This window comes from Pseudomonas sp. NFACC56-3 (genome assembly GCF_900100025.1).
Classification (GTDB): domain Bacteria; phylum Pseudomonadota; class Gammaproteobacteria; order Pseudomonadales; family Pseudomonadaceae; genus Aquipseudomonas; species Aquipseudomonas fluorescens_AA.
In genome coordinates this window covers 55,180-80,483 of the sequence record NZ_FMTK01000007.1, presented here as the reverse complement: position 1 = coordinate 80,483, position 25,304 = coordinate 55,180, and the positions used below count along the sequence as shown (strand labels likewise).

Annotated in this window: 27 protein-coding genes; 10 read left to right on the top strand and 17 right to left on the bottom strand. The window is 58.8% G+C overall.

Going from position 1 to position 25,304, the window contains the following annotated elements:
• Positions 1-18: 18 nt before the first annotated feature.
• The 3 genes from BLO80_RS12500 to BLO80_RS12490 are packed head-to-tail and all read right to left on the bottom strand — an operon-like array spanning position 19 to position 2,172.
• Positions 19-996, bottom strand: a complete 978-nt coding sequence (locus BLO80_RS12500) for a saccharopine dehydrogenase family protein (protein ID WP_092328123.1) — start codon at positions 994-996, stop codon at positions 19-21.
• Entirely contained in the window at positions 993-1,394 is a 402-nt protein-coding gene (locus BLO80_RS12495) for a VOC family protein (RefSeq protein WP_092328124.1), read from the bottom strand. Before BLO80_RS12495 ends, BLO80_RS12500 begins: the two co-directional genes overlap by 4 nt.
• A gap of 34 nt (positions 1,395-1,428) precedes the next feature.
• The gene (locus tag BLO80_RS12490; RefSeq protein WP_092328126.1) at positions 1,429-2,172 is read right to left on the bottom strand and encodes an SDR family NAD(P)-dependent oxidoreductase; all 744 of its coding nucleotides are present in this window, start codon (positions 2,170-2,172) and stop codon (positions 1,429-1,431) included.
• 136 nt (positions 2,173-2,308) lie between these two features.
• Between BLO80_RS12490 and BLO80_RS12485 the strand changes: the two genes are divergently transcribed.
• Positions 2,309-3,205, top strand: a complete 897-nt coding sequence (locus tag BLO80_RS12485; RefSeq protein WP_092328127.1) for an AraC family transcriptional regulator — start codon at positions 2,309-2,311, stop codon at positions 3,203-3,205.
• A 154-nt stretch (positions 3,206-3,359) separates the two neighbouring features.
• A complete protein-coding gene (locus BLO80_RS12480; protein WP_092304801.1) occupies positions 3,360-3,596 on the top strand; it encodes a hypothetical protein in 237 nt (78 codons plus the stop codon).
• Between the two features lie 220 nt (positions 3,597-3,816).
• Here the strand turns inward: BLO80_RS12480 and BLO80_RS12475 are convergent, their stop codons facing one another.
• Both BLO80_RS12475 and BLO80_RS12470 read right to left on the bottom strand, forming a co-directional pair.
• Positions 3,817-4,221, bottom strand: coding sequence for a nuclear transport factor 2 family protein (locus BLO80_RS12475; RefSeq protein ID WP_092328129.1), 405 nt, complete (start codon positions 4,219-4,221; stop codon positions 3,817-3,819).
• Between the two features lie 140 nt (positions 4,222-4,361).
• Positions 4,362-5,279: a LysR family transcriptional regulator gene (locus tag BLO80_RS12470; RefSeq protein ID WP_092328130.1), complete on the bottom strand. Its 918-nt coding sequence runs from the start codon at positions 5,277-5,279 to the stop codon at positions 4,362-4,364.
• 109 nt (positions 5,280-5,388) lie between these two features.
• Between BLO80_RS12470 and BLO80_RS12465 the strand changes: the two genes are divergently transcribed.
• The 4 genes from BLO80_RS12465 (at position 5,389) to BLO80_RS12455 (ending at position 8,429) form a co-directional block, all read left to right on the top strand.
• Positions 5,389-6,141 carry an SDR family NAD(P)-dependent oxidoreductase gene (locus tag BLO80_RS12465; RefSeq protein ID WP_092328132.1) on the top strand — a complete coding sequence of 251 codons (753 nt, stop codon included), beginning with the start codon at positions 5,389-5,391 and terminating at the stop codon, positions 6,139-6,141.
• 509 nt (positions 6,142-6,650) lie between these two features.
• Positions 6,651-7,232 (top strand): nuclear transport factor 2 family protein, encoded by a 582-nt coding sequence (locus tag BLO80_RS12460; protein WP_256574195.1) that lies wholly within the window; start codon positions 6,651-6,653, stop codon positions 7,230-7,232.
• 62 nt (positions 7,233-7,294) lie between these two features.
• Entirely contained in the window at positions 7,295-7,468 is a 174-nt protein-coding gene (locus BLO80_RS29940; protein WP_175459494.1) for a hypothetical protein, read from the top strand.
• Position 7,469: 1 nt separating this feature from the next.
• Positions 7,470-8,429, top strand: coding sequence for a LysR family transcriptional regulator (locus BLO80_RS12455; RefSeq protein ID WP_092328133.1), 960 nt, complete (start codon positions 7,470-7,472; stop codon positions 8,427-8,429).
• Positions 8,430-8,519: 90 nt separating this feature from the next.
• Here the strand turns inward: BLO80_RS12455 and BLO80_RS12450 are convergent, their stop codons facing one another.
• The 6 genes from BLO80_RS12450 to BLO80_RS12425 all read right to left on the bottom strand — a co-directional run bounded on the left by BLO80_RS12450 (position 8,520) and on the right by BLO80_RS12425 (position 12,960).
• A complete protein-coding gene (locus tag BLO80_RS12450; protein ID WP_175459493.1) occupies positions 8,520-8,711 on the bottom strand; it encodes a hypothetical protein in 192 nt (63 codons plus the stop codon).
• A 90-nt stretch (positions 8,712-8,801) separates the two neighbouring features.
• Positions 8,802-9,047 carry a hypothetical protein gene (locus tag BLO80_RS29935; RefSeq protein WP_175459492.1) on the bottom strand — a complete coding sequence of 82 codons (246 nt, stop codon included), beginning with the start codon at positions 9,045-9,047 and terminating at the stop codon, positions 8,802-8,804.
• A 91-nt stretch (positions 9,048-9,138) separates the two neighbouring features.
• Positions 9,139-10,470: a dicarboxylate/amino acid:cation symporter gene (locus BLO80_RS12440; RefSeq protein ID WP_092328230.1), complete on the bottom strand. Its 1,332-nt coding sequence runs from the start codon at positions 10,468-10,470 to the stop codon at positions 9,139-9,141.
• A 257-nt stretch (positions 10,471-10,727) separates the two neighbouring features.
• Positions 10,728-11,390, bottom strand: a complete 663-nt coding sequence (locus BLO80_RS12435; protein ID WP_092328135.1) for an HAD family hydrolase — start codon at positions 11,388-11,390, stop codon at positions 10,728-10,730.
• 21 nt (positions 11,391-11,411) lie between these two features.
• On the bottom strand, positions 11,412-11,786 hold the full coding sequence (locus BLO80_RS12430) for a RidA family protein (protein WP_092328137.1): 375 nt from the start codon (positions 11,784-11,786) through the stop codon (positions 11,412-11,414).
• 43 nt (positions 11,787-11,829) lie between these two features.
• Positions 11,830-12,960 (bottom strand): alanine racemase, encoded by a 1,131-nt coding sequence (locus tag BLO80_RS12425; RefSeq protein ID WP_092328138.1) that lies wholly within the window; start codon positions 12,958-12,960, stop codon positions 11,830-11,832.
• Between the two features lie 87 nt (positions 12,961-13,047).
• On the opposite strand from BLO80_RS12425, the gene BLO80_RS12420 reads away from it, so the two are divergent.
• Positions 13,048-13,953 (top strand): LysR family transcriptional regulator, encoded by a 906-nt coding sequence (locus BLO80_RS12420; protein WP_092328140.1) that lies wholly within the window; start codon positions 13,048-13,050, stop codon positions 13,951-13,953.
• A gap of 546 nt (positions 13,954-14,499) precedes the next feature.
• Here the strand turns inward: BLO80_RS12420 and BLO80_RS12410 are convergent.
• Together BLO80_RS12410 and BLO80_RS12405 are read right to left on the bottom strand one after the other, a co-directional pair.
• On the bottom strand, positions 14,500-14,892 hold the full coding sequence (locus BLO80_RS12410; protein WP_092328231.1) for a RidA family protein: 393 nt from the start codon (positions 14,890-14,892) through the stop codon (positions 14,500-14,502).
• A gap of 174 nt (positions 14,893-15,066) precedes the next feature.
• Positions 15,067-15,894: an SDR family oxidoreductase gene (locus tag BLO80_RS12405; RefSeq protein ID WP_092328142.1), complete on the bottom strand. Its 828-nt coding sequence runs from the start codon at positions 15,892-15,894 to the stop codon at positions 15,067-15,069.
• A gap of 111 nt (positions 15,895-16,005) precedes the next feature.
• Between BLO80_RS12405 and BLO80_RS12400 the strand changes: the two genes are divergently transcribed.
• Complete coding sequence (locus tag BLO80_RS12400) at positions 16,006-16,929, top strand: LysR family transcriptional regulator (protein WP_092328143.1); 924 nt, start codon at positions 16,006-16,008, stop codon at positions 16,927-16,929.
• Between the two features lie 263 nt (positions 16,930-17,192).
• On the opposite strand, the gene BLO80_RS12395 is transcribed toward BLO80_RS12400, so the two are convergent.
• The 4 genes from BLO80_RS12395 to BLO80_RS12380 all read right to left on the bottom strand — a co-directional run bounded on the left by BLO80_RS12395 (position 17,193) and on the right by BLO80_RS12380 (position 22,767).
• A complete protein-coding gene (locus BLO80_RS12395) occupies positions 17,193-19,592 on the bottom strand; it encodes a TonB-dependent receptor (protein ID WP_092328145.1) in 2,400 nt (799 codons plus the stop codon).
• 123 nt (positions 19,593-19,715) lie between these two features.
• Complete coding sequence (locus tag BLO80_RS12390; RefSeq protein ID WP_092328147.1) at positions 19,716-20,642, bottom strand: FecR family protein; 927 nt, start codon at positions 20,640-20,642, stop codon at positions 19,716-19,718.
• Positions 20,639-21,145: an RNA polymerase sigma factor gene (locus tag BLO80_RS12385; protein WP_092328148.1), complete on the bottom strand. Its 507-nt coding sequence runs from the start codon at positions 21,143-21,145 to the stop codon at positions 20,639-20,641. The genes BLO80_RS12390 and BLO80_RS12385 overlap by 4 nt, the downstream gene beginning before the upstream one ends.
• 182 nt (positions 21,146-21,327) lie before the next feature.
• On the bottom strand, positions 21,328-22,767 hold the full coding sequence (locus BLO80_RS12380) for an HD domain-containing phosphohydrolase (protein ID WP_092328149.1): 1,440 nt from the start codon (positions 22,765-22,767) through the stop codon (positions 21,328-21,330).
• A gap of 86 nt (positions 22,768-22,853) precedes the next feature.
• Between BLO80_RS12380 and BLO80_RS12375 the strand changes: the two genes are divergently transcribed.
• Entirely contained in the window at positions 22,854-23,627 is a 774-nt protein-coding gene (locus BLO80_RS12375; RefSeq protein WP_092328151.1) for an alpha/beta hydrolase, read from the top strand.
• A gap of 64 nt (positions 23,628-23,691) precedes the next feature.
• Positions 23,692-25,302 carry a GMC family oxidoreductase gene (locus tag BLO80_RS12370; protein ID WP_256574193.1) on the top strand — a complete coding sequence of 537 codons (1,611 nt, stop codon included), beginning with the start codon at positions 23,692-23,694 and terminating at the stop codon, positions 25,300-25,302.
• The last annotated feature ends 2 nt before the right edge of the window (positions 25,303-25,304 follow it).

Sequence of the window (25,304 nt, the reverse complement as noted above, 5' to 3'; positions counted from 1 at the left end):
GCAATCGGGTGAATCACCTCAAAAATCCGAGATCAACGTCCCTTCGATACTCTCGGCAAACCCGCCACCGAAGACCCTGGCTGGCGTTGCGAAACCCGCCAGGCGATCACCCGTGAGTACCCGTCGCGCCGCCTCCACCGCCGCCAACGGCGTGTAAGAGTAGCCGTTCACGGTTTCGATCACCGACCGCACGATTGTCCCGTCGACACCCACGACCTCAATCACTGCCCGCGCAGGGTGAGCCTCCCTCTGCGCTTGAGTGGGGCCATCCGGCATTTGCGACAGGTCGCCTTCTGGGAACGCGTCACCCGCGATGTGCACAAACATCGCGATGTTCGGGATGCCGGTCGAATGCCAGCCCGTCACCAGATCGCCAAAAGACAGCGGCACACAGAGGACCGGCCCCTCACCGAAGTCGAAATGACGGGGCGTTGCATCGGGTGTCTCGACCAGTTCGCCATCGACCCTGGCCAGCACACCGGCGCCCATTATTTCACTGACGCTCATCGCCGAGCCTCGGGACATTGAGCCGGGAACCTGAAGCGCAATGCTCAGGGCAAAAGGCTGTTCGACACGCTTGGCGACATGCACCGCCAGCGAATCCGTCGGTACAACGTCCCACCCGACGCCCGGCAGCAGCATGACATTACGTGAGACGGCTTCCGCGCCCAGCCGCTCGGCCACCCGATAGACATTGATCTCGGCGGTGATGTCCAGATAGTCGATTCCAGCCTTGATACAGGCGCGCATCAACGGCTCTGCGGTGTGCGCAAAGGGTCCGGCGAAATTGAGCAGGACCGAGATTCCAGATAACGAGCCCGCCGCATCCGCGTCGGCATCGAACACCCGATACGGCACGGCCAACTGCGCGGCGAGTGCCACCAGGCGCGCATGATTGCGCCCGGCGATTTCGAAACGCAGGCCTAGCGCTTTTGCCCGCTCAGCCGCCATGCGACCGGTATAACCGGCGGCGCCGTATATCAGCAGCGTGCTCATTGGACGTGCTGCCATTTTTTGTAGACGAATTCCAGGCTGTACCCGTCCGGGTCCAGCACATTGGCGGCGTAGTAATCCGGGTCGTAGTGCAGACGCGCACCTGGCGCGCCGTTGTCGGCCGCGCCCTCCTTCATGGCTGCGGCGTAGGCGGCATCCACTTCAGCCTTGCTCTTGGCGACGAAACCCACATGGGCGGCGCGTCCCTCGGTGACCCCTTCACGCAGCCAGAAAACAATCCGGCCATTGGCACCGAAGCCTTTGAGGTCCGGATGCCCCGGCGGGCCGTCCTTGCCGTCATAGTCCAGGCGCGCGGTGATACCCAACGGGATCAACGCCGCTTCGTAGAAGCGGATGGAACGGGTAATGTCGCTGACCGACAAAAAGACATGATCCAGCATTGCGTGCTCCTCAAGTGGTGTAGCTGCCGGCGGGTCAGATGTTGTAGCCGCCAGCGACTTCGATGGTCTGGGCATTGATCCAACCGCCGTCCTGCGACAGCAACATGGTAATCACGCGCGCAACGTCCTCCGGTTCACCCACTCTGCCGAGCGCGGTCTGCCCCGCTAGCAAGGCCTCAAATTCATCGCTCAAGCCGCCGCCCAATTCGGTACGGATCGCGCCGGGTGACACAGTGTTGGCCCGAATCCGTCGTTCGCCAAACTCTTTGGCCATGTAACGCGTGAGCACTTCGAGCCCACCCTTGAACGCTGCGTAAGGCGCCACACCCGACGTGGCGACACGAGTGGTCGCGCTGGTCAGGTTGACGATACTCGCACCCTCCGCCAGCAGCGGCAGCAATGTTTGCGTGAGGAAGAACGGGCCTTTGAGATGAACATTGAACAGACCATCGAACTGCGCTTCGCTGACGGTGGCCAAGGGATTGAACAGACCATATCCAGCATTGTTGACCAAGCCACTGAGGGTGGTGAGGCCCCAGGTTTCGCGCAAGGCCAGTGCTACTGCCCCACGAAACCCGGAGAAGCTTGCAACGTCAGACACATCAAGCTTGAGCGCAACCGCCTTGCCTCCCGCGTGCTCGATGCGCTCAACGACCGAAGCGGCTGCTTCTGGATGACTGTTATAAGTCAGGATGACGCCCATGCCCCGTTGAGCAATATGCTCGGCGGCGCTGGCCCCGATGCCGCGACTCCCACCTGTAATGACGATTACGCTCATGTGCTGTTCCTCTGGGGTAAATGTGGATCCAGAGTACTGATCACCGTAGCACTGAACGCACCCGTTCCTGCTCGAAACCTGCCTGTTTCTACTTTTTGCTTGCAGCACACCAGCGTCTGCCCTCAGCATGCACGTCATGGACAATCAACTGAACGAACTGAGATCACTCGCGGCCAACGCCGAAAACCGGCGAACGGAAACCGGCATTCCCCGCGTAGCCATGGTCAAGGGCAAGATCCCTGAGCACATGCTCGCGGCGGTCTATGACCCTATGATCAACGTGATTCTTCAAGGCAGCAAAAGCATGACCGTGGGCGACCGCACATTGCGGTACGACCCTGCGACCTACTTCGTGATGTCCATCGACCTGCCCGCCGTGGGTTCGGTACACCCTGCCGAAACCGGAGAGCCCTATCTGGCCGTCAGCCTGACGCTCGACCCGACGGTGTTATCCACCCTGTTCGCCGACCTGCCCAAACCTGCCAATCGCGTCGACGCCCACTCCGGGTTTTCGGTCGCATCGATGACCACTGAACTCATGGACGCCTGGGGTCGAATGTTGAGGCTAATGGGTGACGCTGATGCCATCGCAGCACTGGCCTCGGTGTACGAACGGGAAATCATTTTCCGCGTCCTTCAAGGCCCCCTTGGCTGGATGCTGCGAGCGATCGCAGCGCCCGACAGCGCGATGGCCCGTGTGAACCTCGCGGTCCAGTGGATCCGTCGCGACTTCGCCCAGCCCATCGGCGTCGAGCGCCTGGCTGAGCGAGCATCCATGAGTGTCTCGGCGTTCCATCGCCACTTCAAAGCCGTCACCAACCTGAGCCCGTTGCAATATCAGAAGCGCGTGCGCCTGCTCCAGGCCAGAACACTGATGGTGGCGAATGCGAAGAGTGTCATGGCGGCTGCTTTCGAGGTCGGCTATGAAAGCGCGACGCAGTTCAGCCGAGACTATGCAAAGGTGTTTGGCCTTCCTCCGTCGCAGGATGCGAGCAGAATCCATGGGCAAGGGAGAGTGATAGCAGGCGATTAAGCGGTATACGCAGGTAGCTGTGAATGACAGCTATCGGCCGATGCTGTTGAACAAGTCGGCGTTCGGATGCAGTCTCTTTTACGGAGCCGATCCATAACGGCCGTTCCATCAGAGTTTCGGGCACCATAACGACCTTAAAAACAGAACCTCGAATATGAATCATGAACTTTGGCAGGAACCTGATGGCTGTCAGACCTTTTGTCTAGCCGGTGCTCAAGGTGATGGTGCGCGTGCGCTCATGCATTCGGAAGCGAAGCTTGTTTGGGAGGTCGAGGCTGAAAGTCACTTTGAAGCGATGACCAAATATTATGCGCACATGCAGTGGGGCGAATACCTGACGGACTTTCCCGAACAAGACAAGACTTCCTACAGAAAACTGGGCTGGGAATGACCCGTCAAGAGTCGGATAAAACCAGGTTCTCCGGCGGTGGTCGTACCTGGGTTCAGGCGAGCTAAAAATCCGACTTTTTCAACGGAATCGGCCAGAAGCAGACAGTCTCTGCCACCCAGCCAAGAACGAAAGGATCGAGGCTAAAGCCTTTCCCACAAGACATTTGGTTTTCAGTAGAAGCGGTTATAGCCACGAGTTTTAGTGCCGCAGTTTAATAGCCTTACGCCGCCTCAACCGGCGCGAACGCCTTGGCAGCGGCCACGGTATCCAAGGATTCGCGCAGCAGCTGAATTTTGCCGTCTTTGGCCACTAGGCGGCCTGCGTACATCTGCCGGTAGATGAGGCCTGTGGCAGGCACCAGCGCCTCTACGCTGTATTCGGCAAACACTTGATCGGGGGTGTCGATCAAAAAGCGCACATTGTGGAATTTGAAATCCGGCACTTTACCGAGCAATGAGCCGATAAAACCCTCGATCGCTGCAGGCCCCTTCACGCTGTGTGGAATGCCGAGCGACTCCAGGTAGGGCAGCTCCAGCACGCCGTCCTCGGCGAACAGGGCCGCTGCCAAGTATGGCGTCTGGATGGCATCCAAGTACTGTTGAAGTAATTCCACGGCATTTTTCATGACGACTTTCTCCCGAAACGAATAATTGGATGGCACGCTGTGTTGTGCCGACCAAACCACGTTAAGGGATCCACTCGGTTTCAAAAATAGCAGTTAATGAAAGTCATCATTTCATAATTGAAAGAGCTGCCCGCATCGTCTCATGACGGCCATCGCCATACGGGCTCGCTTAAATGCTCGGCGAAGAAGTCCGACAGCGCTTTGATTTTTACCGGCCGTGTGCGGGCCGAGGGGGTGACGAAGTACAGGCCACCACGGGCCATGCTCCATTCCGGTAGCACCACGACCAAGCGCCCATCCGCCAAGTATTCGCTGGCAATAAACTCCGGCAGTTCGGCGATGGCCAGGCCTTCAAGCAACACCGGCAATAACGCATCCGAGTTGGTCACTCTTAACGGGCCGCTGGGCACCACGTCTTCTTCGGTGCCGTCCTTATGGGTGAACCGCCATACTTGGCTGCGGGCTCGGTAGGCATAACTCAGGCACGTGCGGGCCGCCAGTTCGCGGGGATGGCCAGGGTGGCCATGGGCATCTAGATAAGCCGGTGAGGCGACCAGGTATTGGGTGACAGCGCAGAGACGCCGCGCAACCAGCGAGGAGTCCGGCAATACGGCAATGCGTAACGCCGCGTCAAAGCCCTCGGCGATCAGGTCTACCGAGGCGTCTGAAAGGTGCAGGTCAATCGACAGCTCGGGATACTGCCGGATCAACTGCGGCATCAGCGGTGCCACCCAACGCAGGCCAAACGACATGGGGATCGCAAGGCGTACTTGGCTGCGGGGCTGGACCGATAACTCCTGAGCCTCACTTTCCACTTCTTCAGCCTGCCGATAAATCTCCCCCGCCTTGGCCGCCATACTCGCGCCGAATTCGGTGAGTGCCAGTTGCCGCGAAGTGCGGTTGAACAAGCGCCCGCCCAAGCGTTCCTCCAGCCGCGCGACCGCCCGCGATACCGTTGGCACCGACACGCTCATGACCCGCGCTGCGCCAGCGAACGACCCTTCTTCGGCCACCTTGGCAAACATCGCCAACCCTTCGAAATCTGGAAGATTGCTCATTTCATTTCTGCAACGATAGGTTTCATACAATTCTATTTTGAATGTTTTGCCCCGTCGATAAGCTTCTCCCACACCGCAACTCACTCAATCGAAATACGGGAGAAACACCATGGCTAACAAACTCGAAGGCAAAATTGCATTGGTGACCGGCGGCAGTACAGGCATCGGTCTGGCCACTGCCAAACGCTTCGCTCAGGAAGGCGCCCATGTCTATATCACGGGCCGTCGCCAAGCCGAACTGGACGCCGCTGTCGCCGCTGTTGGCAACGCCACCGGTGTGCGGGTGGACTCAGCCAACCTCGATCAGCTGGACGCGTTGTATCGCCAGATTGGCGCGACCCACGGCCGAATCGATGTGCTGTTCGCCAATGCGGGTGGCGGCTCCATGCTGCCACTCGGTGACATCACGGAACAGCAGTACGACGACACCTTCAATCGCAACGTAAAAGGCGTGCTGTTCACCGTGCAAAAAGCGCTGCCGCTGCTGGCCCAAAAAGCCTCGGTGATTCTCACCGGCTCCACGGCGGGCAGCTCGGGCACCGCCGCCTTTAGTGTGTACGCCGCGTCCAAGGCCGCCGTGCGCTCCTTTGCACGCAACTGGATTCTGGATTTGAAAGACCGCCAGGTGCGTATCAACACCATTAGCCCCGGCGCCACCCGCACTCCTGGCCTGGTGGAGTTGGCCGGTCCCGATGCCGCTCAGCAGCAGGGCTTGCTCGACTACATGGCGTCGCTGATCCCCATGGGGCGTGTCGGTGAAGCGGATGAAATTGCCAGCGCCGCGTTGTTCCTGGCCTCGGATGACGCCAGCTTCGTCAACGGTATCGAGCTGTTTGTTGACGGCGGCCAGGCGCAAATCTGACCACCCAGCGGGCGACTGCCACGGTCGCCCGCCAACCCATCTCAAGAGGAACAGGTTGTGAAGCCATTGCAATCGGTAATGCTGGCCGCCAGTTGGTGCTAATTAATATATCTGTCCCGAATGGCACTTTGGCTTATCGCCTGAAGAAAAGCGGCATCCTCGACGACGGTGGCGCCGACTGACTTCTATTAGCCGCCTTCCCGGGCGGGACCCTGTCAATTATGGCCTGCCCGCCACAAGCGCCTCAGCGGCATTGATCAAATCCACACTCATTACAATCGTTTTACTAAATGATCAATGCAGCGCCCTCCGCTAAACGCTGGATTCGGTCTAAGCGGCATCATCAACAAACTTATCCTGTTGAAAAATATAAGCTTTTTATAGATATCACGCCGATGGCATAGGCTTTGCTCAGGTACCAACTCCCAGTCGCCGTGTACATACCAGTACTTACGGCGCGTGTTTGGTTTCCACGAACCGCCAACGGTAGTTAAGAACAGAGAAAGCTTATGATCACAATTTCCCAAATCAAGTCGCTCGTTGCGGCTATTACGCTTACCGCGTCTATTTTAACTGCCACCCCTGTGGCGGCACAGTCGACTAACGAAGCGCAGTCCGCTGCTTCTCTCTCGGTTGTCATGGAATTCCTGGCCAATACTGCGCCCGATAAAGTTGAAGCAGCTGCACAGAGGCTGGCGGCTCCAGACGCAACCTACGTTTCCCTCAACTTCGATAACCCAGAACTCAAAAAAATCCTGCCTTGGACAGGCACCAACAAAGGCCCGAAAGCCTTCAGCTCGTTATTCATGCAAGTCTCGGATTACTGGAAGATCGAAGACTTCACCATCTCTACCAAAATCGCCTCCGGCGAGGATGTCGCGATTTTCGGTAAGTTCACCTACCGCTCCGTAGCGGTCGACCAAGTGTTTACATCACCGTTTTCCATCCATGCCAAGGTTCGTGACGGAAAGATGACTGACTTCCAGTTCATGGAAGATACCTATGCGTCTGCCAGTTCGTTCCGACAGTCCGGTTCGTGGACCGTGAAGACATCAATGAACGCAGCCCCCTTTACGGTAGGGGCAGATTAACGACCTCGATCGAAGGGCTGAACCCTCGCCGACAATCCGCAACAGACAAGGTAGGCCCCCCCATGAAGATTGATACCCGGCACCGGTACAGCTGGTTCGGGATCAAGAAAGAGCCATGCATTCGTAGCTACACCGCCGATATTCATGTCGTGTCACTTGGCAACAATAACTTCGCTGCTTGCTGGCAGGAGAAGAGCGGTTCGACAGTTGCGAATGTACAACTCGTAGGTGCTTAACATGATGAACAGGAATGATCTGCGTCGCGCCGACATCCATCTGCTGGTTGTCTTCGAAACGATGATGTACGAACGAAATGTCAGTCGTGTCGGCGAGAAACTGCTCCTGAGTCAATCGACCATCAGCGCTGCCCTGGGGCGTTTACGACACCTGTTCGATGATCCCTTGTTCATTCGCACGGGGCGAGTGATGGAACCTACCTCGCGCGCCCAGGAGATATTTTCCAATCTGACGCCCGCGCTCGACAGCATCGCTGCCGCGCTGAGTCAGTGTCAGGCGTTTGACCCCACGACCAGTGAAGCCACCTTTCATATCGGCCTTCCCGATGACGTCGAATACGTCTTGTTGCCCTGTTTGCTGCGCCGTATGCGCATTGAAGCACCGAATATAAGGCTTGTGGTTCGCCGCGCCGATCAATGGCAATTACCACAACTGCTCGCCTCCGGGGAGATTTCCCTTGGTATCAGCCATACGTTGCAATTGCCAGCCAATACTCGGTGTAAAGGTTTACGCTCGATTCACCCGATGTTGCTACGGGCTGACTCTAAGCTCGGTGAACTGGACCTGGACGAGTTCTGCCGTCGGCCCCATGCCGTTGTGTCATCCATGGGTAATGTTATTGAGGATGCCGACCGCGCCCTCCACTTGATTGGGCGTCAACGCAAGGTCGTTCTCGCGGTGCCTCAGTTCAGCGCCTTGCCCATGTTACTTGCAGGCAGTGAAATGATTGTCATCGTGCCGGATTACGTAGCCCAAGCAATGTCTGGCACCTGTGGCATGAGAGCGGAAGCGGTGCCCCTTTCGCTGCCTCAGCAAGAGCTATCGATGGTCTGGAGAGGGGCTGCCCACAATGATGCGGGCGAACGTTGGTTGCGCTCGCGATGCAGTGTTCTGCTGGGGACGCCGTCCGAAGAGCCGGCTCGCCAGAGTGTATTGAGTTCTATGTTGGCCGTAACCTGAGTCGAGTGACTTACAAGCCCTGCCGCAGACCGGGTGACTCGCATCACCCTGACCGTGGGCGGAGGGGCGAGCGCATAGGCTGATGGTTCGTCACGCCATGTCGATGACGATTTTGCCGAACGCCCCACGCCCCAAGTGATCGAAGGCGGGCAGGACGTCGACCATGGTGTAACGAACATCTATGACAGGCTTCAAACCGATCTGGTCGACGGCGCGTATCAGATTTTCCAGGGCGTGCCGGCTACCGGTGCCGATCCCATGGACAGTAACGTCCTTGAGCATCAGCGGCATCGTGAAAGGGGACGGATTTATTTCAAAGGTCGACTGACTGCTCGGAGCCTAGAGCAGCCTTCCACGACAAATTGCTTTGGGTCAATAGCTGCCGATCATGACCGGCGGCTTTCGGCCGAATCTGTTGAAAAAGTCGGCCACCGTTTCCACGGCAGAAAAGTACGCGCCTGAGATTGAAATCCTTATTTTTGAACAGAGGGCTTCGGGCTCAGATTTCACGTAGCAGCGCGCAAGAAAGGCATTTTCAGCAGTCGGTACACGGCAGCCTGGAAAAACCGACTTTTTCAACACAATCGGCCAGAAGCGGACCTTGATAATGTTGAGCATGCGGGATGGCCGCCTGGCGGTGCATAACGCCCGGCTTGATTGGCATATGCAAAAACCCGTCGCAAGGATATGCCTTCTTCACATGGCTAGATCAAGTACGCACAGTTTTTTTGGGAACTCGTGTTGTCGGCAAAGCGATAGCCGCTACTCCTGGGCCTTCTTCTAGACCTTTTTGGAGCACCTTTTCGTCCAACTGCCCACACCACTTGGCGACCACGATTGTCGCTACGCCGTTGCCGATCAGATTGGTCAACGCCCGCGCTTCGGACATAAAGCGGTCGATACCCAAAATCAAGGCCAGCGCCGCAACCGGCACATGCCCTACCGACGACAGCGTCGCCGCCAATACGATGAAGCCACTGCCCGTCACACCTGCCGCGCCTTTTGATGTAATGAGCAAGACCAGCAGCAAAGTGATTTGGTGCGTGATGTCCATGGGCGTATCAGTGGCTTGGGCAAGAAAGATCGCCGCCATGGTCAGGTAAATGGAAGTACCATCGAGGTTGAAGGAATAACCGGTAGGGATGACCAGACCGACGACGGACTTATGGGCACCGAGTTTTTGCAGCTTGACGATCATCAGTGGCAGCGCCGTCTCGGACGACGAAGTACCCAGCACGATCAGTAGCTCTTCGCGGATGTACTTGATGAACTTAAAGATGCTGAAGCCGTGGACATGTGCGATCGTGCCTAATATTCCCAGTACGAAAACCACGCAGGTGAAGTAAAAGCACAGCATCAGGTAGCCCAACTGGACTAAAGAACCTACACCGTACTTACCGATTGTGAACGCCATCGCACCTAGCGCACCGATTGGCGCGACTTTCATCACCACGCCCATGATTCTGAACAACACCTGAGAGATGCTCTCGATGAACTCGAAAACCCGACGGCCATAGTCGCCGATGCGATGCAGCGCGTAACCAAACAATACGGAGAAGAACAACACCTGCAGGATCTCACCCTCAGCAAACGCGCCAACAATCGTATTAGGAATGATGTTCAGCAGGAACTGGATCGTGCTCTGTTTTTCTCCCGCGGCGGCGTACGCCGCAATGCCCGACGCATCGAGCGTAGACGGATCGATATGCATACCCGCGCCCGGATGAACGACGTTGACCACGGCCAGCCCGATCAACAGGGCGACTGTTGAAACTACTTCGAAGTAAAGAAGCGCATAACCACCGGTCTTTCCGACCGCTTTCATGCTTTGCATACCGGCGATACCCGTGACCACCGTACAGAAAATGATGGGGGCTATGATCATTTTGATCAGCTTGATAAAACCATCACCAAGCGGTTTTAACGTGGTACCTGTTTCCGGGTAGAAATGGCCAATAAGGATGCCGATTGCAATCGCGAACAAGACCTGAAGATACAGAATTTTGTAGAACGGTTTGCGGATATGGGTTTCAGCAGACATGGCGGAACCTCGCTTGGGACGCGTGCGTAGTCCTCGGACCACAGCACCCATTACAGACACCTTCCTTTGATGGAAGAATTTTTTTGAAGTTAAAGTCCGCTGAGTTGGGCGAAGTGCATTAACCCCGCCTCAAACCAGGAACAGCCGCGTGTGTTGGCGGCCTATTGCAAGACCCCGACGGAGACGCTGTATTAGTAACATCTCCGTCGGTTCTGATTTAAAGATGACAGGGCGCAGGACGGCGATCAGCAGTACGGTTATGTCTTGCTCAGGTTTTTAATATCCTCAAGCAGGCTATCGAGGGTAGGACGCATGATCAGCGGATCAGGCGCACCAGCCGGCGCGTCGAGCCCTATTCTGTTGTGCCAGAAGGTTGGCAAGCCGACTTTCTCCGTACCAAATAAATCGTAGGCCGAACCCGCTACGAATAGGGCGTGAGCAGGCTCTACACCCGCTACTTGCAGGGCGAGTCTGTAAGGTTGCGAATCGGGTTTATAAAAACCGGCCTGTTCAGAAGTGACAATTACATCGAACGGCACCCCGAGAAGATCCGCCGCGATGCGTCCCAACTTCTCTGAACAGTTGGTCACCACACCCAGTTTGTAATGGGGAGCCAACTCGGTCAGCACGCGTTTAGCCTCGGGCCAAGGTTGCAACTCGCTCCAGCGTGCCTCCAGATTTTGCGCGGCCTCTTTACCCAGTCCGACACTGATCGCAGCTTCTTCGACCAGCGTTTCATAAGGCCGGTAAGCGCCACAGCCGTAAGTCGCCTTCAAATAAGCCATGCGCCAGGTGCGTCCCATTTCAGCAGAGCCTGCAACGGAACTCCAAAGCGTCCACGAGTCCAGCAAAGCGGTGAGCAAATCGAACAGGACGAGTTTGACTGGAGCCTGCTGATCATTGTTTTCAATTGAATTCATAACGACTGCCCTTCTTTAAAGTCATGCCAGTTCAGCGACTGCTGAAATTTCCACCAAAGCCCCATAATGGAGCGGACCACACGGGATAATCACTCTTGCGGGACGGTGCGCGCCCATCAACGTCGAATAAACCAGATTGACGATCGGCCAATAGGCAACATCAACGATGTAGATTTGCACGCTGACCAAATGACTCAACGACGCACCAGCGGCCTGAAGCACAGCTTCTATATTGGCCATTGCCTGGAGAGTTTGGGCTTCTATTCCTTCAGGAAATTCCTGAGCATCCGTTGGAAACGGCAACTGGCCGGAAATGAAAAGAAGTTTTCCTGCCATTGCACCGTGTGAGTAATGTCCACCCGGCACAGGCAGTTTCTCTGCTGTGATCAACTTCATGCGCCCACCTTGACCGATCAAGTTTTGAGTTCTGGTGAATGAATTACCAGCCCGTGATACGCGGCCAGTAACCGAGACTGCGTCCCTCACTGAGAACGTGATAACCGCCGTGCTGCGCCGACGTGGCGCAGGCGTGATTCGGCAAGATCCGCAGAAGCGTACCCAACGGCAGCAAGCGCGCGGGCTCAAGCGTTCCGGCCCGCAATGAAATGATCCCGTGCTCCTGATTCGTGGAGCTGACAATCAGGTCACCAATAGGTTGGCCGGTGGCGTCACACACGACGCCATATCCCTGATCAACCGCTTGCCTGGCGGTACCACGATCGCGGGAAAGTGCCATCCATCCCGCATCAGTAATGATCCAGCCTTTCTCAGCCTGATGACCGATGACGGTCGTCAGAACCGAGACCGCAATATCCTGCACATCGCAGACACCCAAGCCCGCCATGACCAGATCGAAGAAGGCGAACACTCCCGCACGAACTTCAGTTACTCCGGTTAAATCCTTAGTAAAAAGTGCCGTGGGTGTCGAACCGATACTGATGATCGTCATGTTGAAACCCGCAGCGGCGAGCATTTGGCTGGCATCGATAATCGCCGCGCGTTCCTGCCGGGCGCAGGACTCGATTTCAGCGATCGACTGACTGTCGTAGGACTTGCCGGCGTGTGTCATCAAGCCGCTGAGCCTGACGCCTCTGGTGCTCAACAATTGCGCGATTTCCACCAACAGCGGCGATTGCGGGCCGAGACCGGAGCGGTGGCCGTCGCAATCGATTTCCAGCAGGACATCAAAAGCATGACCCGACGTTTGAGCAAAGTCGGCCAATAATCTGGCAGTGTCCAGATTGTCGAGTACCAGTTTGAGCTGCGCACCTTTGCTGATCAACGTGGCGGCGTGAGCGAATTTGTTAGGCGCAATGCCAACGCCATACAAGATGTCGGTAAACCCGTTCTCGAAAAAGAAATCGGCCTCACGCAGGGTTGAAACAGTGATGGGCCCGCGCCCACCTGCAAACAGGCGCTCGGTGACTTCCAGCGACTTGTTGGTCTTCACGTGTGGACGCAATACCACATTGAATGCTGCCAGCTTATTGCGCATCCGTTGGATGTTGGCATCGAGTCGATCGCGATCAAGCAATAAGGCGGGGGTTTCGATATGAGTGAGTGCGGACATGACTGGTCTCCTGGAATAGCGCTATTCTAAACTTCCGACTTCAGATTAAAATTTAATAATATTAATTCTAATATTCAGTGATTCTTAATGAACGAGACATTTGATATTCGCTTTCTCCTGGTCATCCGGGAAAGCGAGAGTTTGTTGGCCGCGTCACGCAAGCTGGGTCTGACGCCCTCGGCCGTGACCCAGCGACTTCAGCAAATGGAGAAAAAACTGTCGATTCGATTGCTGGATCGGTCAGCCCGGCAGCTGCGCTTTACCGATGAGGGCGAATTCTTGTGTCTGCGCGGGGCCGAGCTGGTCGAGCAGTTCGATACTCTGCTGGCGGACCTGCATGAGCGACGCAGTGGCTTCGTTGGCAAGTTGAAAGTCAACGCACCGTTCGGATTTGGGCGCCTGCACGTGGCGCCCGCGGTGGCGAATTTTCAGCGTCTGCATCCAGACGTAGAAATAGCATTGAGTTTGTCCGAACAGCCGATGGTCGAGGCGACTGATCGATTTGATGTCGTTATCCATATTGGGGAACTGCGCACCTCCAACCTGGTGGGCCATTCCATCGCCCCCAACCGTCGCTACGTATGCGCTTCACCCGCCTTTGTTGAACAGTATGGTCTGCCGGAACATCCCGACCAGTTGGCTACCCTGCCCTGCATTGCATTGCGGGAAAACAACGAAGACGTCACCCTCTGGCATTTCACGCGCGCACGTAAAACACTCAGTGTGCGTATCCGCCCAGCGTTGAGCTGCAACGATGGAAATGTTATTCGGCAATGGGCGTGCGAAGGGCACGGCATCATCATGCGTTCTGAATGGGATGTTGCTGATGCGCTGGCGGAGGGGACGTTGATACGACTACTGCCTGGTTGGAAACCGCCAGATGTCAATATTGTTGCGCTGACGCATCAACGCGAGGGGTTGCCCGCGCGAACGCTCAACTTTTTGCGTTACCTCCAGGATCAGTTCCGGCCGCAACCACCTTGGCGACAATAGATTTTGTTCAAATACAATAAGGTACTTTGAAGGATTTTTTAGTGTAAGCATGGTAGAAATCGGCCGATTTTAGCCAATGCTGACCGGCAGCTATGGGTCGAAAAAGGCATCTCATGGCTGGCAGCTGTTGGCCGATACCTGCCAGAGTCAGAGGTTTCTTAGCTGCACGATATGCGTCGCATGAGCATCTTGAGTTCGTGTGAAGCCGCAGCGTCGCTGGAGTCACATAAACACGCCGCAGCCTTCCCGTGCGGGTATGCGTGAACGGATCAACAGACAGCCCTCCGACGCCCACCAGTTGCCGATCCAGATACGCTGCCATTAGGCATTCGCCTGGCGCATCAAAGCGATTGGTGCCGGAATGCTATTCCGAAGTCAGTCGGGTGATAAACCTGAAACCTTCTGCCACGGCCTTTTTCTCAAGGGCGGAAATTTGTGGCGGCATATGCGTAATCGGTTGAATCTCCACGGTGGTCATCCTCCCTGATGAGGTACGAAACTCTTCTGAGTTAATAGGGTTGTATAATCAAGTGCCTATCAGAAAAATTATCGCTCTACGGCGACGCATTTGATCTCCACGAGAAGGCCAGGGCGCGCCAGTTCGCTGACACCTATACATGTCCATGCACAAGTGCTCCTGGGAAAGACTTGATCTTTCACGCGTCTGAAAATTGGCATGTGGCGGTGCATATCGACGTGATAAGTGGTCATTTCGACGACATCTTCAAATTCGCAGCCACCGGCTTCCAAGACGAGCCGGAGATTTTCCCATGCTGCCAGAAACTGCTGCTCGGGGTCTTCGATAACTGTTAAGTCAGGCGTCCGGCCTACCTGACCAGCACAGTAAAGAGTTTTTCCCACCTTTACAGCTGGTGCATAACCAGCATGCTCGAAGAGCAATCTCATGCCATCTGGAACAATGATCTGACGATCAGTCATGGTTGCGGAGCCCAAAATATGAACGGATACGGAAGCTAACCCAGGTGCCAGAGCGACGTCCACTCGGGTCACTCCTCATTAATCAATCAAATCCGACAGGTGCGAAAAAGCCGAAAAGTGGGATAGATTTATTATCAGAAAAATATATCCACCCCCCTTTTTCCTGAACGGAACTCACTCGATCTCAGTACTCATTGCAATTCCCTTGTACTGCTCCAACTCAGCCACTCGCTGGCTCAGCGCTGCGTGGACACGTCCATAAGCACCGCTGCCTAGCAGCAAACGTTTTGGCGCCGGTTCGGCTTCGGCGATCCCCAGCATGGCTTTGGCCATTTTCTGCGGATCGCCTGTCAGGGGGAAAGCGCCACTGGCGACCGCTCTACGCACTTCGCCGGCAGGCGTCTGTTCGTATTCCGCCATCACCGGAGGCCTGACCAAGGCCGCGGCAAAGTTCGTACGAGTCGGGCCTGGCTCTACAAGGGTGAACTGAATGCCAAATGGTGCAACCTCCTGCGCGACTGATTCGACAAAACCCTCGATGCCCCATTTGCTGGCGTGGTAAAGGCTGAAGTTGGGATAAGCCAGTTGGCCGCCCTCCGACGATACTTGCAGAATTCGACCGCCCCCTTGCCGACGGAGAAAAGGCAGGCAAGCGCGAATCAACTGGATTGAACCGACCAGGTTAGTTTGCAATTGCTGATCGATTTGTTCGTCACTGCATTCCTCGGCGGCGCCGAATAATGCGTACCCTGCGCTGCTGACCACGACATCAATGCGTTCTAGTTCAGTGAATGCACGGCTAACGACATTCCGAATGGCGGATGTATCGTTCACATCCAGTGCCGCTGTCCACAGCCGTTCACCATAGCGTTCCTTCAAGTGACTGAGTGCTTGAGGTTCACGCAACGTAGCCGCCACGCGATCCCCTCGTTCCAGCAATTGCTCAACTACCGCCAAGCCAATGCCGGACGAGCTGCCAGTGATTAACCAGGTTTTATTCATCGGTATGTTCTCCTCAGAGCGAGCCGGACAGGCTTGCGAGGGTCTAACGCTACGCGCCTTGGACTGCTGCTACTATCGAGTAGAATGAGGATGACCTGGTGAAAAATAACCATGAATGAATTCCCTCTGTCGCTCACCGATGTACGTGCGTTGGCGCTGATCGTTGGTCACCGAAGCTTCCGCAAAGCGGCGGATGAGCTGGGTTTGTCTGCGTCCACGCTGAGCCATTTGATGAGAACCCTCGAGGCAAGGCTCGGGATTCGTTTGCTCAATCGCACAACACGCAGCGTCGCTCCGACGGCAGCAGGGGAACGCCTACTGAGCCGGTTGAGCCCGGTGTTGCGAGAGTTTGCGCTGGCTGTAGATGAAGTTAATCAGTATCGGGATCTTCCAAGCGGCACCCTGCGCATCAATGCAAGCGATCAGGCTGCCCGCGTTTTGATGGAGTGTGCCCTGCCGACATTCCTGCAACGTTTCCCGCAGATGTCGGTCGATCTTGTTACCGATGGTCGCCTGGTTGATGTCGTTGCCGACGGCTTCGACGCGGGCATCCGCTTGGGTGAGTCAATACCTCAAGACATGATCGCCGTCCCGATAGGCCCGGATATCCGGTTTATAACCGTCGCTTCCCCGGACTACCTCAAGACTCATTCATACCCATTGACCCCAGATGATCTGCTTCGACATCAGTGCATCGGCATCCGAATGCCAAGTGGTAAACCTTATCGATGGGAGTTTGAAAAGCATGGGCAGTCATTGGTCATCGATCCCAAAGGACAGCTGACCCTCGATAACCCGGAAATCATGGCTGACGCCGCCATTTCCGGACTCGGCATCGCCTACGTGCCAGAGCGCGTAGCCTCGCGATCTTTGGCTGACGGGCGACTTGTGAAGGTTCTGGAAGACTGGTGCCCGCCAATTCCAGGATTGTTTTTATATTACCCGGGACATCGCCATATCCCCTCTGGGTTGCAGGCATTCATCGAAATCCTGAGGGAATGCACCACAGCCAATGTTGAAAATAATGAGGCCTAGGGCTTTCTGCCATTGCGTTGTCAGACGCATATCGTCGGGGATGGGTAGATGACTTGGCTGGACGGATACGTTGACGCCACCCATTGCCACTATTCTATCCAGCGGCTACTTCTGACCAATTCCTACCTAATGCGAAAGGCTCCAATCGCCCCAATCACAGCAATAACGACGGAGGCCGCAAATGCAGCCTCTCAGAGCGCTTGGCGAAACCGACTTCGCGTGATCACACAGCTTGCGACGGCGCCTCTCTATCGTGAGTAACCTCAGAAATCAACAGTAGCCGATACCTTCAGCGTACGCGGTGCACCTTGAGTCAAATAACCACCGTTGGCCGAGGCCCAGTAGTTCTCGTCGGCGACGTTTTCCAGCATCGCGTTGAAGGTCAGCGCGCGGCCCTCCATTTTCGTCCGATAACGCGCGCCCAGGTCGACGCGGGTCCAGGCGGGGATGCTGTACTCGTTGGCGCTGTCAACGAACTGGCCGCCGGTGCGCAGTAGCAGGCCGTTCAGGCTCACCCCGGGCAAGCCGGGCACATCCCAGTCGGCGCCCAGATTGAACTGGAATTTCGGCACACCCACTGCCTGGTTGCCATCGTCGCGACCGCCGGTGGTGCCGCTAAGTTCGGCTTTGGTCCAGGTGGCGCCGCTCAGCAGGCGCAAGCCGTCCAGCGGCTCACCGAACAGGCTCAGCTCCACGCCGCGATTGCGCTGCTCGGCATCCACTCGGTAGTAGCCATCGCCGCCGAGCACGCCCTGGGGCTGCTCGATGCGGAACAGGCTGAGGCTGCCGCCGAAGGTGCCCCAGTCGAGCTTGGCGCCTATCTCGGTCTGCTTGGAGCGATAGGGCGCGAACATCTCGCCGTTGTTGAGCGCGGCGGCCGGCGCGGTCGGGCCCTGCTGCAGAGACTCGACGCGGTTGGCATAGAGCGACAGGTACTCGGTGGGCTTGATCACCAGGCCATAGGCCGGCGTGGTGATACTTTCCTGATAGTTGGAGGTGCGGGCACCGCTGGCCGCGTTCCAGGCGTCGGCGCCGATGGACTGGCGGCGCACGCCCAGGGTCAGCAGCACGCGGTCGTCGAGCAAGCCCAGGGTGTCGGACACCGCCAGGCTACGGTTCTGTACCTTGGCGGTGGTGTCCGGGTCGTGGATATCGCCGGAAACGCTGGTGGCCGGCGGCTCGGCGACGGGCTGGCCCTGATACAGATTGCCGAAGCCGCGACTGCCCGCCGCGGTGGTCTCGAACGCGTTGCGCTTCTCCTGCCAGATGCCGTTGGCGGCCAGGTTGATGCTGTGGCTGACCGGCCCGGTCGCGAGTTCGCCGCGCAGCCCGGTGACGGCGCTCAGGGTTTCCTGATCCAGCGGCGAATAGAGGCGGCCGATACGGGCGTCGCCATTCGCGCCGTAGACGTAGTTGGAGGCGTAGACACCGTTCTCCCGCGTGTATTTGCCGCCTGCACTCAGGTAGGCGGTCCAGGTGGGCGACAGGTCGTACTCGGCGCTGAACATGCCATAGGTGTCTTCGAGCTGCGACCAACTCCAGGGTTGCGCGTAGTTGTGGTCGGAGTCGGGTGCCGACGGCGTCTTGCCGTTGAGTGTGCTGGTAGGCCCCGTCGTGGTGAGGTAGACCACCGAGCGCCCCTCATTGACCCGTTGCTTCTGGTAACCGAGGTCCGCGGACAGGCGCAGACGGTCACCGCGGTAGTCCAGACCGAGGGTGGCCAGGCTGAAGCGCGAGTGCTCATCGTCCACCGCGGTCTCGCCCTCGCGCTGGGCCAGGTTCACCCGCACGCCGAAGCGGTTGTCCTCGCCGAAGCGCTGGCCCAGGTCGAGGTGCCCGCCCACTCGGCTGTCGCTGGCGTGGTCCAGGGTGGCGCTGCGCGTGGGGGTGTCTTCGGCACGCTTGGAGACCACGTTGATCGCCCCGCCGACACCGCTGCCCGACGGCGATACGCCATTGACAAAGGCGTTGGCCCCCTTGAACACCTCGACCCGCTCGACCGACTCGGTGGAGATGATCTGGCGCGGCAGAATGCCGTACAGCCCGTTGAAGGCAATGTCGTCGCTGAACAGCTGGAACCCGCGCACGACGAACACCTGGGAGAAGTTGCCGAAGCCGAACGACTGACGCACGCCCGGATCGCTGGCCAGCACATCGGCCAGGGTCTGCGCCTGGCGCTTCTCAATCAGTTCGGAGGTGTAGCTGGAGAAGGCGAAGGGCACATCTTGCATGTCCTGATTGCCCAGTACGCCGATGCGGGCCCCCCGCGCCGCCTCCCCGCCGGCGTACTCGGCCGGCAGGTCGACACGGCCTTCGGCGAGCCCGCTGATGGTGGTCGGGCCCAGCTCCAACACGCCCTGCTCGGGCAGTCGCACCAGGGTGATGGTGCCGTCGTTGCCGGTCTGGAAGGTCAGGCCGCTGCCCTCCAACAACCGCTGCAGGCCGTCGACCACCGAATAGTCGCCCTTGAGCGCCGGCACCATGGCGCTGCCACGGGTCAGGCCAGCGTCATAGAGCAGCCGCACGTCCGCCTGCTCGGCGAAATCGGTGAGCGCCGCGTCGAGCCGCTGGGCAGGCACGTCGAGCTGGACGGCTTGCGCCTGTGCGGCGGCAATGGCCAGGGGGAGAACGGCTAGCGCCGCGAGGAAGGAAGTCGACCGCATGCTGATGTCCTTGGCTATCAATACGAAGAAGTCGCATTTGCAGGAACGGAAGACGAAGGCGGCGATGATTTCTGAACCATCGCCGCCTAAATATTTTCTTTTTTTGAGGGACAGGCGCGGGTCTCAGCGGCGCGATGTGACCAGGATCAACCCCGGCAGGCGCACCAGACGCACAGGCAAGGTGGTTTCCACAGCGCTCAACACCGCCTGAGGGTCGTCAAGGGCGAACACGCCGGTCACCTGTAGCCGGCGAGCGGCTTCGTCGACAAACAGCACCCGCGCAGACTGGCTGCGCTCAAGCTCGGCGAACACTTGCTCCAGCGGCCGGTCGCGGAAGACCAGCTTGCCGCGCTGCCAGCCCAAGCGCTGGCGCGCATCCAGTGCCTGCGGCGCCTGCAGCGCCGCGCCGCGCCACTGCACCTGCTGCCCGCCGACCACCGGTAGCGGCTCGCGCCCCTCGCTGGAAGCCAACACGCGGCCCTCGCTTACCGCGAGGTCGACACCGCCCTCCTCCAGACGCACATCGAAGCGCGTGCCGGTGACGCGAATGCGCGCCTCGCCGGCCCTGACAATGAACGGCCGGGCCGGGTCATGGGCAACCTGGAAATCCGCCTCGCCGCGGTACAGCCTGACCTCGCGGCGACCGTCGACAAACTGCCAGTCCAGCGCCGAATCGCCGTTGAGGGTCAACAGCGAACCATCGGCCAGACGCACCTCGCGCACCTCCCCCGGCTGGGTGCTGATGTCGGCATACAGGCCAATCCAGGTGCCCCGCGGTAGCCACAGGGCGAGCAACAGCATCGCGGCGCAGGCCAGCGGAGCCGCCCACAGTCGACGACGACGCAGCACGCGCACCTGAGGCTGCTCGACCGGACGTTCTATCTGGCCGAGCAACGACCACAGCCCTTCCACCTCACGCAACGCCTGCTCGTGCTCAGGCGCCGCCTGGCGCCAGGCCTGCGCGGCAGCGCGATCGGCAGCGGTGGCGCGGCCAGAATGCAGCAGCACCTGCCATTGCCGGGCCTGGTCGAAAAGCGAAGGATGATTCACGGCTGCGGGTCCATCTGCTTTTGGCAGTGTTCGAGGGCCTTCAGGATATAGCGTCCGGCCATGCTTTCCGAGACACCCAGGCGCTCGCCGATCTCACGCTGGGTCAGCCCGTCCAGGCGATTCCACAACAACGCCTGACGCAGATGCGGTGGCAAACCCTGGACCACGCCCTGCAGTCGCTCCAGGCGCTGGGCGTCGCTTGCCGCTCGCTCCGGACCCGGCTGGGCACTGACCAATTCGATGGATATCTCCTCCTCGACGGGGCGGGATTTTTGCTGACGGCGGTAGTCGATGATCAGGTTGCGCGCGATGCGATAGAGGAACGCACGAAGATTGCCGATCTCCTTCCCGGACTCGCACCGACGAAAGCGCAGCCAAGTCTCCTGGCGCAGGTCGGCCGCCAGCTCTGCGCACTTCACCTGCCGCGTGAGGAAGCGCAGCAGCTCGCTCGAATGGCTCTCGAACTGGCCGTCGGCGGAATGAGGATCGGATGGCCTGGACACGTAAGCGACTCAAGCGAGGAAGAATCGCGAGAATATATCAAATGATAATGACTTTCAATCACACCAACAGCGAACACACGCGGGTCGTGGCCCTCCCCCGTACGAGGTTGAACGTCAAAGGAGAAGGCCTGCCGGACCTCCTGTTGCCGAGCTTCGAATGTTCAACCTGCCGCGCCTTGGCATCAGGAGATCAAGCCCAGCGTCAGTGCCTTCAGGGTCGCGGCAGCTCGGGTCGAGCATTCCAGTTTGCGAAATATGCTCTCCATGTGTGTGCGAACGGTGCTCGGACTGATGTCCAGCAGTCGCGCCACCTGCTTGTTACTGGCGCCACGGCTGATTTCCAGGAGTACATGACACTCCCGTGCGGTGAGTAACGAACCCTTCGGCTGATGAGTCAGACGCTCGCCACGTGCAGCAGCGATAACCGCTTCGCATACAGTCTTGTCGAACAGACCACTGGCGGCATCCTGCTCCAGCAGCTGGGCCGCCTCGGATTCACCGTGGGCCGCCCTCCATGGCCTGGCTTCCCTGAGTGCGACCCAGGCTACGGAAGTGGCGAACAGTCGATGCTCGGCACACAGGGCATCCCCCATCACGCCTCGAAAGTAGCCACTGCCGTTGAGCCGTTCGTAGGCATGGGAGGCAATTTCCGCAGGCACGGCCAGTTCACTGATAGGCCTGAGCGCCTGTTGCGTCCAGTAGGGAACCAGGTGCACCCGCTCCGCGGCGCCATAAGGAAGCGCCCCGGCGGTGTTCCAGAGTTGGTTGGAAACGGCTGCCCGACCCAGACCGTAGACGAGCGCCGCCTTTCCGAGCGCTGTCAGGGTGGGTTCATCTAGCCCCCACAAGCGTGCAGCCTCCATGGCGACATGCGCCACCCGCCGCGAATGCCCCGCCAGCCAGGGTAGCTTCAAGTCAATCACGTCCCCCACCAAGGTCAGCGAGACCGAGCGTTCGGTGTCCTCATGGGTCGGGTTTTGGGAGGAGCCTTCCAGGTCTGCCAGCCATGCCCTGGCGTTATCCCTGAGCAACGACGCAAGGGCAGCGGGATAGCGCCGATCCGACTGGTCGTGGATCCAGCGCAGCGCCGCGTCCAAGCCGTGTGCTCGACTGAGAATATCCAGATCACCTGCAAGCACCACCTGATAGGCGACCTCCGGAATGTGCTCATGGGTCAAGCCCAGCGGCCGGCCAGTCCCGTCGTAGGTTTCGAATACGCGGCACAAGCCTGCCTCGACAGCGGCCCCCAGTTCGAGGGTTTTCGCGACTTGGCCAGAGACCTCGCAGTGCACGACGGCCAGCGGGGTCGCCTGATGCACCGCGTTCATGGCCTCTTTGCTCAGGGTCAAATCGAGCATCGCACGGCGGCCATCGACGTCATCGCCGAGCAGATCCGCAAACCCTTCGGCGTTGGCGGTGCAGCCGGACCAGCGCAGCAAGGCGACCTGCTCCGCTACCTTCAGGTGCTCGCCATCGCCGTGTGAGGCCTGCGCCAGCCTGCGCGCCAATGCGGCCACGCGTCGGGAATGCCCGAGTGGCTGGCCCATGCTGAGGTCCCCGACCTGACCGATCGCCTGCAGCGCTGCGCTCAATGAGATGTCCAGTTGCAACGCGCTCTCCATGAAAATGCCTTGGGGTCGGATAAATGACCGATGCCCACGAAGCAGGCCAGTCAGCAGAATTGAGCTCCCACACAGGAGTTCATCCCATGAAAACATTCAGATCAAAAGCCGTCACCCTCGCCTTCACCCTTGCAAGCACATTGGCCGCAGGTATCAGCCAGGCCCAAGATACAACGCCTTCGGTGGTCATCGTACACGGCGCGTTCGCCGACGGCTCCGATTGGGCCAAGGTCGTGCCGCTTCTGCAGGCCAAGGGGGTTGCCGTTTCGGTCGTGCAAAACCCGCTCACCTCGCTTGCCGACGATGTCGCTGCCACGCAAAGAACGCTGAACAATCAGACGGGGCCGGTCGTACTGGTCGGTCATTCCTGGGGCGGCACCGTGATTACCCAGGCCGGCAACGACAAGAAAGTCCGCGCCCTGGTGTACGTCGCCGCTTTCGCCCCCGATGCCGGTCAAACCAGCGGCGAACAAGGCAAAGGCGCGCCCACACCCCCGGGCATCAGTCAGATCAAGGCTGACGGCAACGGTTTCCTCTACTTGACCCCTGAAGGCATGGCCAAGGACTTCGCCCAGGATCTTCCAGCGGCGCAGACCGCCGTGATGACCGCGACGCAAGGCCCTATCAAGGCATCCGCATTCGAGGACAAAACGAGCGTCTCTGCCTGGAAGACCAAACCGTCCTGGTATCTGCTCGCCACCGAGGACCGGATGATCCATCCCGATGTCCAGCGTTCCGCCGCCAAGCGTATCGGCGCCACCCTGGCGCAGGTGCACACCAGCCATGTGCCCCAGCAGTCGCAGCCGGCCGAAGTGGCCAAGGTGATTCTCGAGGCCGTGAAAAGCGTCGGCGAGCAGTGATCGCCGCAGCGCGCCCCCCCCTGATAACCTTGAACCCAACCACTGCATCAATATGGACGGACGCATGAATCATCGGCGTGATCGGAACTACGACTTCATCGTGTGTGGTGCGGGTACGGCGGGCTGCGTGGTCGCGGCCCGCCTTGCCCAACAGGACAACGCACGCGTGTTGTTGATTGAAGCAGGCAACGAATATTCCGGCCCTGAAGTTACAGAGCCGGCGCAATGGCCGCTGAACCTCGGTTCAGAGCGCGATTGGGCATTCGCAGGACAACCCGATCCCCACCTCAACGGGCGTCGTCTTCCCTTGAACATGGGCAAGGGACTCGGAGGTGGCTCCAGCATCAACGTGATGGTCTGGGCACGCGGGCATCGATCGGACTGGGATCACTTCGCCGCCGAGTCCGGCGACTGCGCCTGGGGATACGATTCGGTACTGGATTACTACCGCAGGATCGAGAACTGGCACGGCAGCCCGGATGCCGCACGGCGTGGTTCAGGCGGCCCCGTGCATGTCGAGCAGCCGGCTTCGCCTCAACCCCTCGCCTGGGCAACCCTGGAAGCGGCCAGTCGTTTGGGTATCCCCCGCTACGACAGTCCCAACGGAGCGATGATGGAAGGCCCCGGCGGGGCCGCGATCACCGATCTACGCATCAACCAGGGCAGGCGCGAATCCGTTTACGATTCCTATGTCCGGCCACGGCTGCACCAACCGAACCTGACCGTCCTCACCGGCGCGCTGGTGGCCCGTGTCCTGCTTAGCGGCACCAGGGCGGTCGGTGTCGAAGTGATCATCGAAGGGCAACGGCACCGCTTCTTTGCCGAGGCCGAAGTCGTCTTGTCCATGGGCGCGGTGAACACGCCCAAGGTGCTCATGCAGTCAGGCATCGGCCCGGAGGGTGAACTGCGCCCCCATGGCATCGTTCCGATCAGTCACCTTCCCGGTGTGGGTCAGAATCTTCAGGATCATATTGCCTTTGGCTGTACCTGGGAGTACCTGCAACCCCAGGCGGTTGGTGGCGGCGGTTGTGAAACCACGTTGTACTGGAAAAGCGACAATCGCCTGGACGCCCCGGACCTGCTGCATTGTCAGCTTGAATTTGCGGTGCCCTCTCCTGCTGAAGTGGGTATCCAGCCACCGCAACAGGGTTGGACGATGTTCGCAGGGCTGGCCAGGCCTGTCAGTCGAGGGCGCCTGCGTCTATCGGGCGCCGGGCCGTCGGATGCTCCACTCATCGAGCCGAACTCGCTGAGCGCGCCCGAGGACATGGCGGCGGCGTTTGCATCGATCGACCTCTGCAGGGCACTCGGGAACAGCGAAACCTTCAACCACCTGGTAAAGCGCGAGGTGGTGCCCGGGCCGAAAGCGCACCGCGCCATGGAGCAGTTCATCCGCCATTCTGCCGTGTCCTATTGGCACCCGTCCTGCACCGCGAAAATGGGCCGAGATGAAATGTCTGTGGTCGACCATCAGTTGCGCGTGCATGGCATCGAGAAATTGCGGATCGCGGATGCCTCGATCATGCCGCGAATCACCGTCGGCAACACCATGGCGCCTTGCGTGGTCATTGGCGAGCGGGCAGCGGATCTCGTCCTCGCGGCCCAGGGTGTCGAGGCGTTGGAGAACGGACCTCTTTCAGTCAAAAAAGGAACGACGCCCCCAACTGGAAGATAGCG

Bases quoted from the DNA above. Each gene is read 5' to 3' on its own strand.
- BLO80_RS12500 (WP_092328123.1), bottom strand. From the start codon at position 996: ATGAGCACGCTGCTGATATACGGCGCCGCCGGTTATACCGGTCGCATG.
- BLO80_RS12495 (WP_092328124.1), bottom strand. From the start codon at position 1,394: ATGCTGGATCATGTCTTTTTGTCGGTCAGCGACATTACCCGTTCCATC.
- BLO80_RS12490 (WP_092328126.1), bottom strand. From the start codon at position 2,172: ATGAGCGTAATCGTCATTACAGGTGGGAGTCGCGGCATCGGGGCCAGC.
- BLO80_RS12485 (WP_092328127.1), top strand. From the start codon at position 2,309: ATGGACAATCAACTGAACGAACTGAGATCACTCGCGGCCAACGCCGAA.
- BLO80_RS12480 (WP_092304801.1), top strand. From the start codon at position 3,360: ATGAATCATGAACTTTGGCAGGAACCTGATGGCTGTCAGACCTTTTGT.
- BLO80_RS12475 (WP_092328129.1), bottom strand. From the start codon at position 4,221: ATGAAAAATGCCGTGGAATTACTTCAACAGTACTTGGATGCCATCCAG.
- BLO80_RS12470 (WP_092328130.1), bottom strand. From the start codon at position 5,279: ATGAGCAATCTTCCAGATTTCGAAGGGTTGGCGATGTTTGCCAAGGTG.
- BLO80_RS12465 (WP_092328132.1), top strand. From the start codon at position 5,389: ATGGCTAACAAACTCGAAGGCAAAATTGCATTGGTGACCGGCGGCAGT.
- BLO80_RS12460 (WP_256574195.1), top strand. From the start codon at position 6,651: ATGATCACAATTTCCCAAATCAAGTCGCTCGTTGCGGCTATTACGCTT.
- BLO80_RS29940 (WP_175459494.1), top strand. From the start codon at position 7,295: ATGAAGATTGATACCCGGCACCGGTACAGCTGGTTCGGGATCAAGAAA.
- BLO80_RS12455 (WP_092328133.1), top strand. From the start codon at position 7,470: ATGATGAACAGGAATGATCTGCGTCGCGCCGACATCCATCTGCTGGTT.
- BLO80_RS12450 (WP_175459493.1), bottom strand. From the start codon at position 8,711: ATGCTCAAGGACGTTACTGTCCATGGGATCGGCACCGGTAGCCGGCAC.
- BLO80_RS29935 (WP_175459492.1), bottom strand. From the start codon at position 9,047: ATGCTCAACATTATCAAGGTCCGCTTCTGGCCGATTGTGTTGAAAAAG.
- BLO80_RS12440 (WP_092328230.1), bottom strand. From the start codon at position 10,470: ATGTCTGCTGAAACCCATATCCGCAAACCGTTCTACAAAATTCTGTAT.
- BLO80_RS12435 (WP_092328135.1), bottom strand. From the start codon at position 11,390: ATGAATTCAATTGAAAACAATGATCAGCAGGCTCCAGTCAAACTCGTC.
- BLO80_RS12430 (WP_092328137.1), bottom strand. From the start codon at position 11,786: ATGAAGTTGATCACAGCAGAGAAACTGCCTGTGCCGGGTGGACATTAC.
- BLO80_RS12425 (WP_092328138.1), bottom strand. From the start codon at position 12,960: ATGTCCGCACTCACTCATATCGAAACCCCCGCCTTATTGCTTGATCGC.
- BLO80_RS12420 (WP_092328140.1), top strand. From the start codon at position 13,048: ATGAACGAGACATTTGATATTCGCTTTCTCCTGGTCATCCGGGAAAGC.
- BLO80_RS12410 (WP_092328231.1), bottom strand. From the start codon at position 14,892: ATGACTGATCGTCAGATCATTGTTCCAGATGGCATGAGATTGCTCTTC.
- BLO80_RS12405 (WP_092328142.1), bottom strand. From the start codon at position 15,894: ATGAATAAAACCTGGTTAATCACTGGCAGCTCGTCCGGCATTGGCTTG.
- BLO80_RS12400 (WP_092328143.1), top strand. From the start codon at position 16,006: ATGAATGAATTCCCTCTGTCGCTCACCGATGTACGTGCGTTGGCGCTG.
- BLO80_RS12395 (WP_092328145.1), bottom strand. From the start codon at position 19,592: ATGCGGTCGACTTCCTTCCTCGCGGCGCTAGCCGTTCTCCCCCTGGCC.
- BLO80_RS12380 (WP_092328149.1), bottom strand. From the start codon at position 22,767: ATGGAGAGCGCGTTGCAACTGGACATCTCATTGAGCGCAGCGCTGCAG.
- BLO80_RS12375 (WP_092328151.1), top strand. From the start codon at position 22,854: ATGAAAACATTCAGATCAAAAGCCGTCACCCTCGCCTTCACCCTTGCA.
- BLO80_RS12370 (WP_256574193.1), top strand. From the start codon at position 23,692: ATGAATCATCGGCGTGATCGGAACTACGACTTCATCGTGTGTGGTGCG.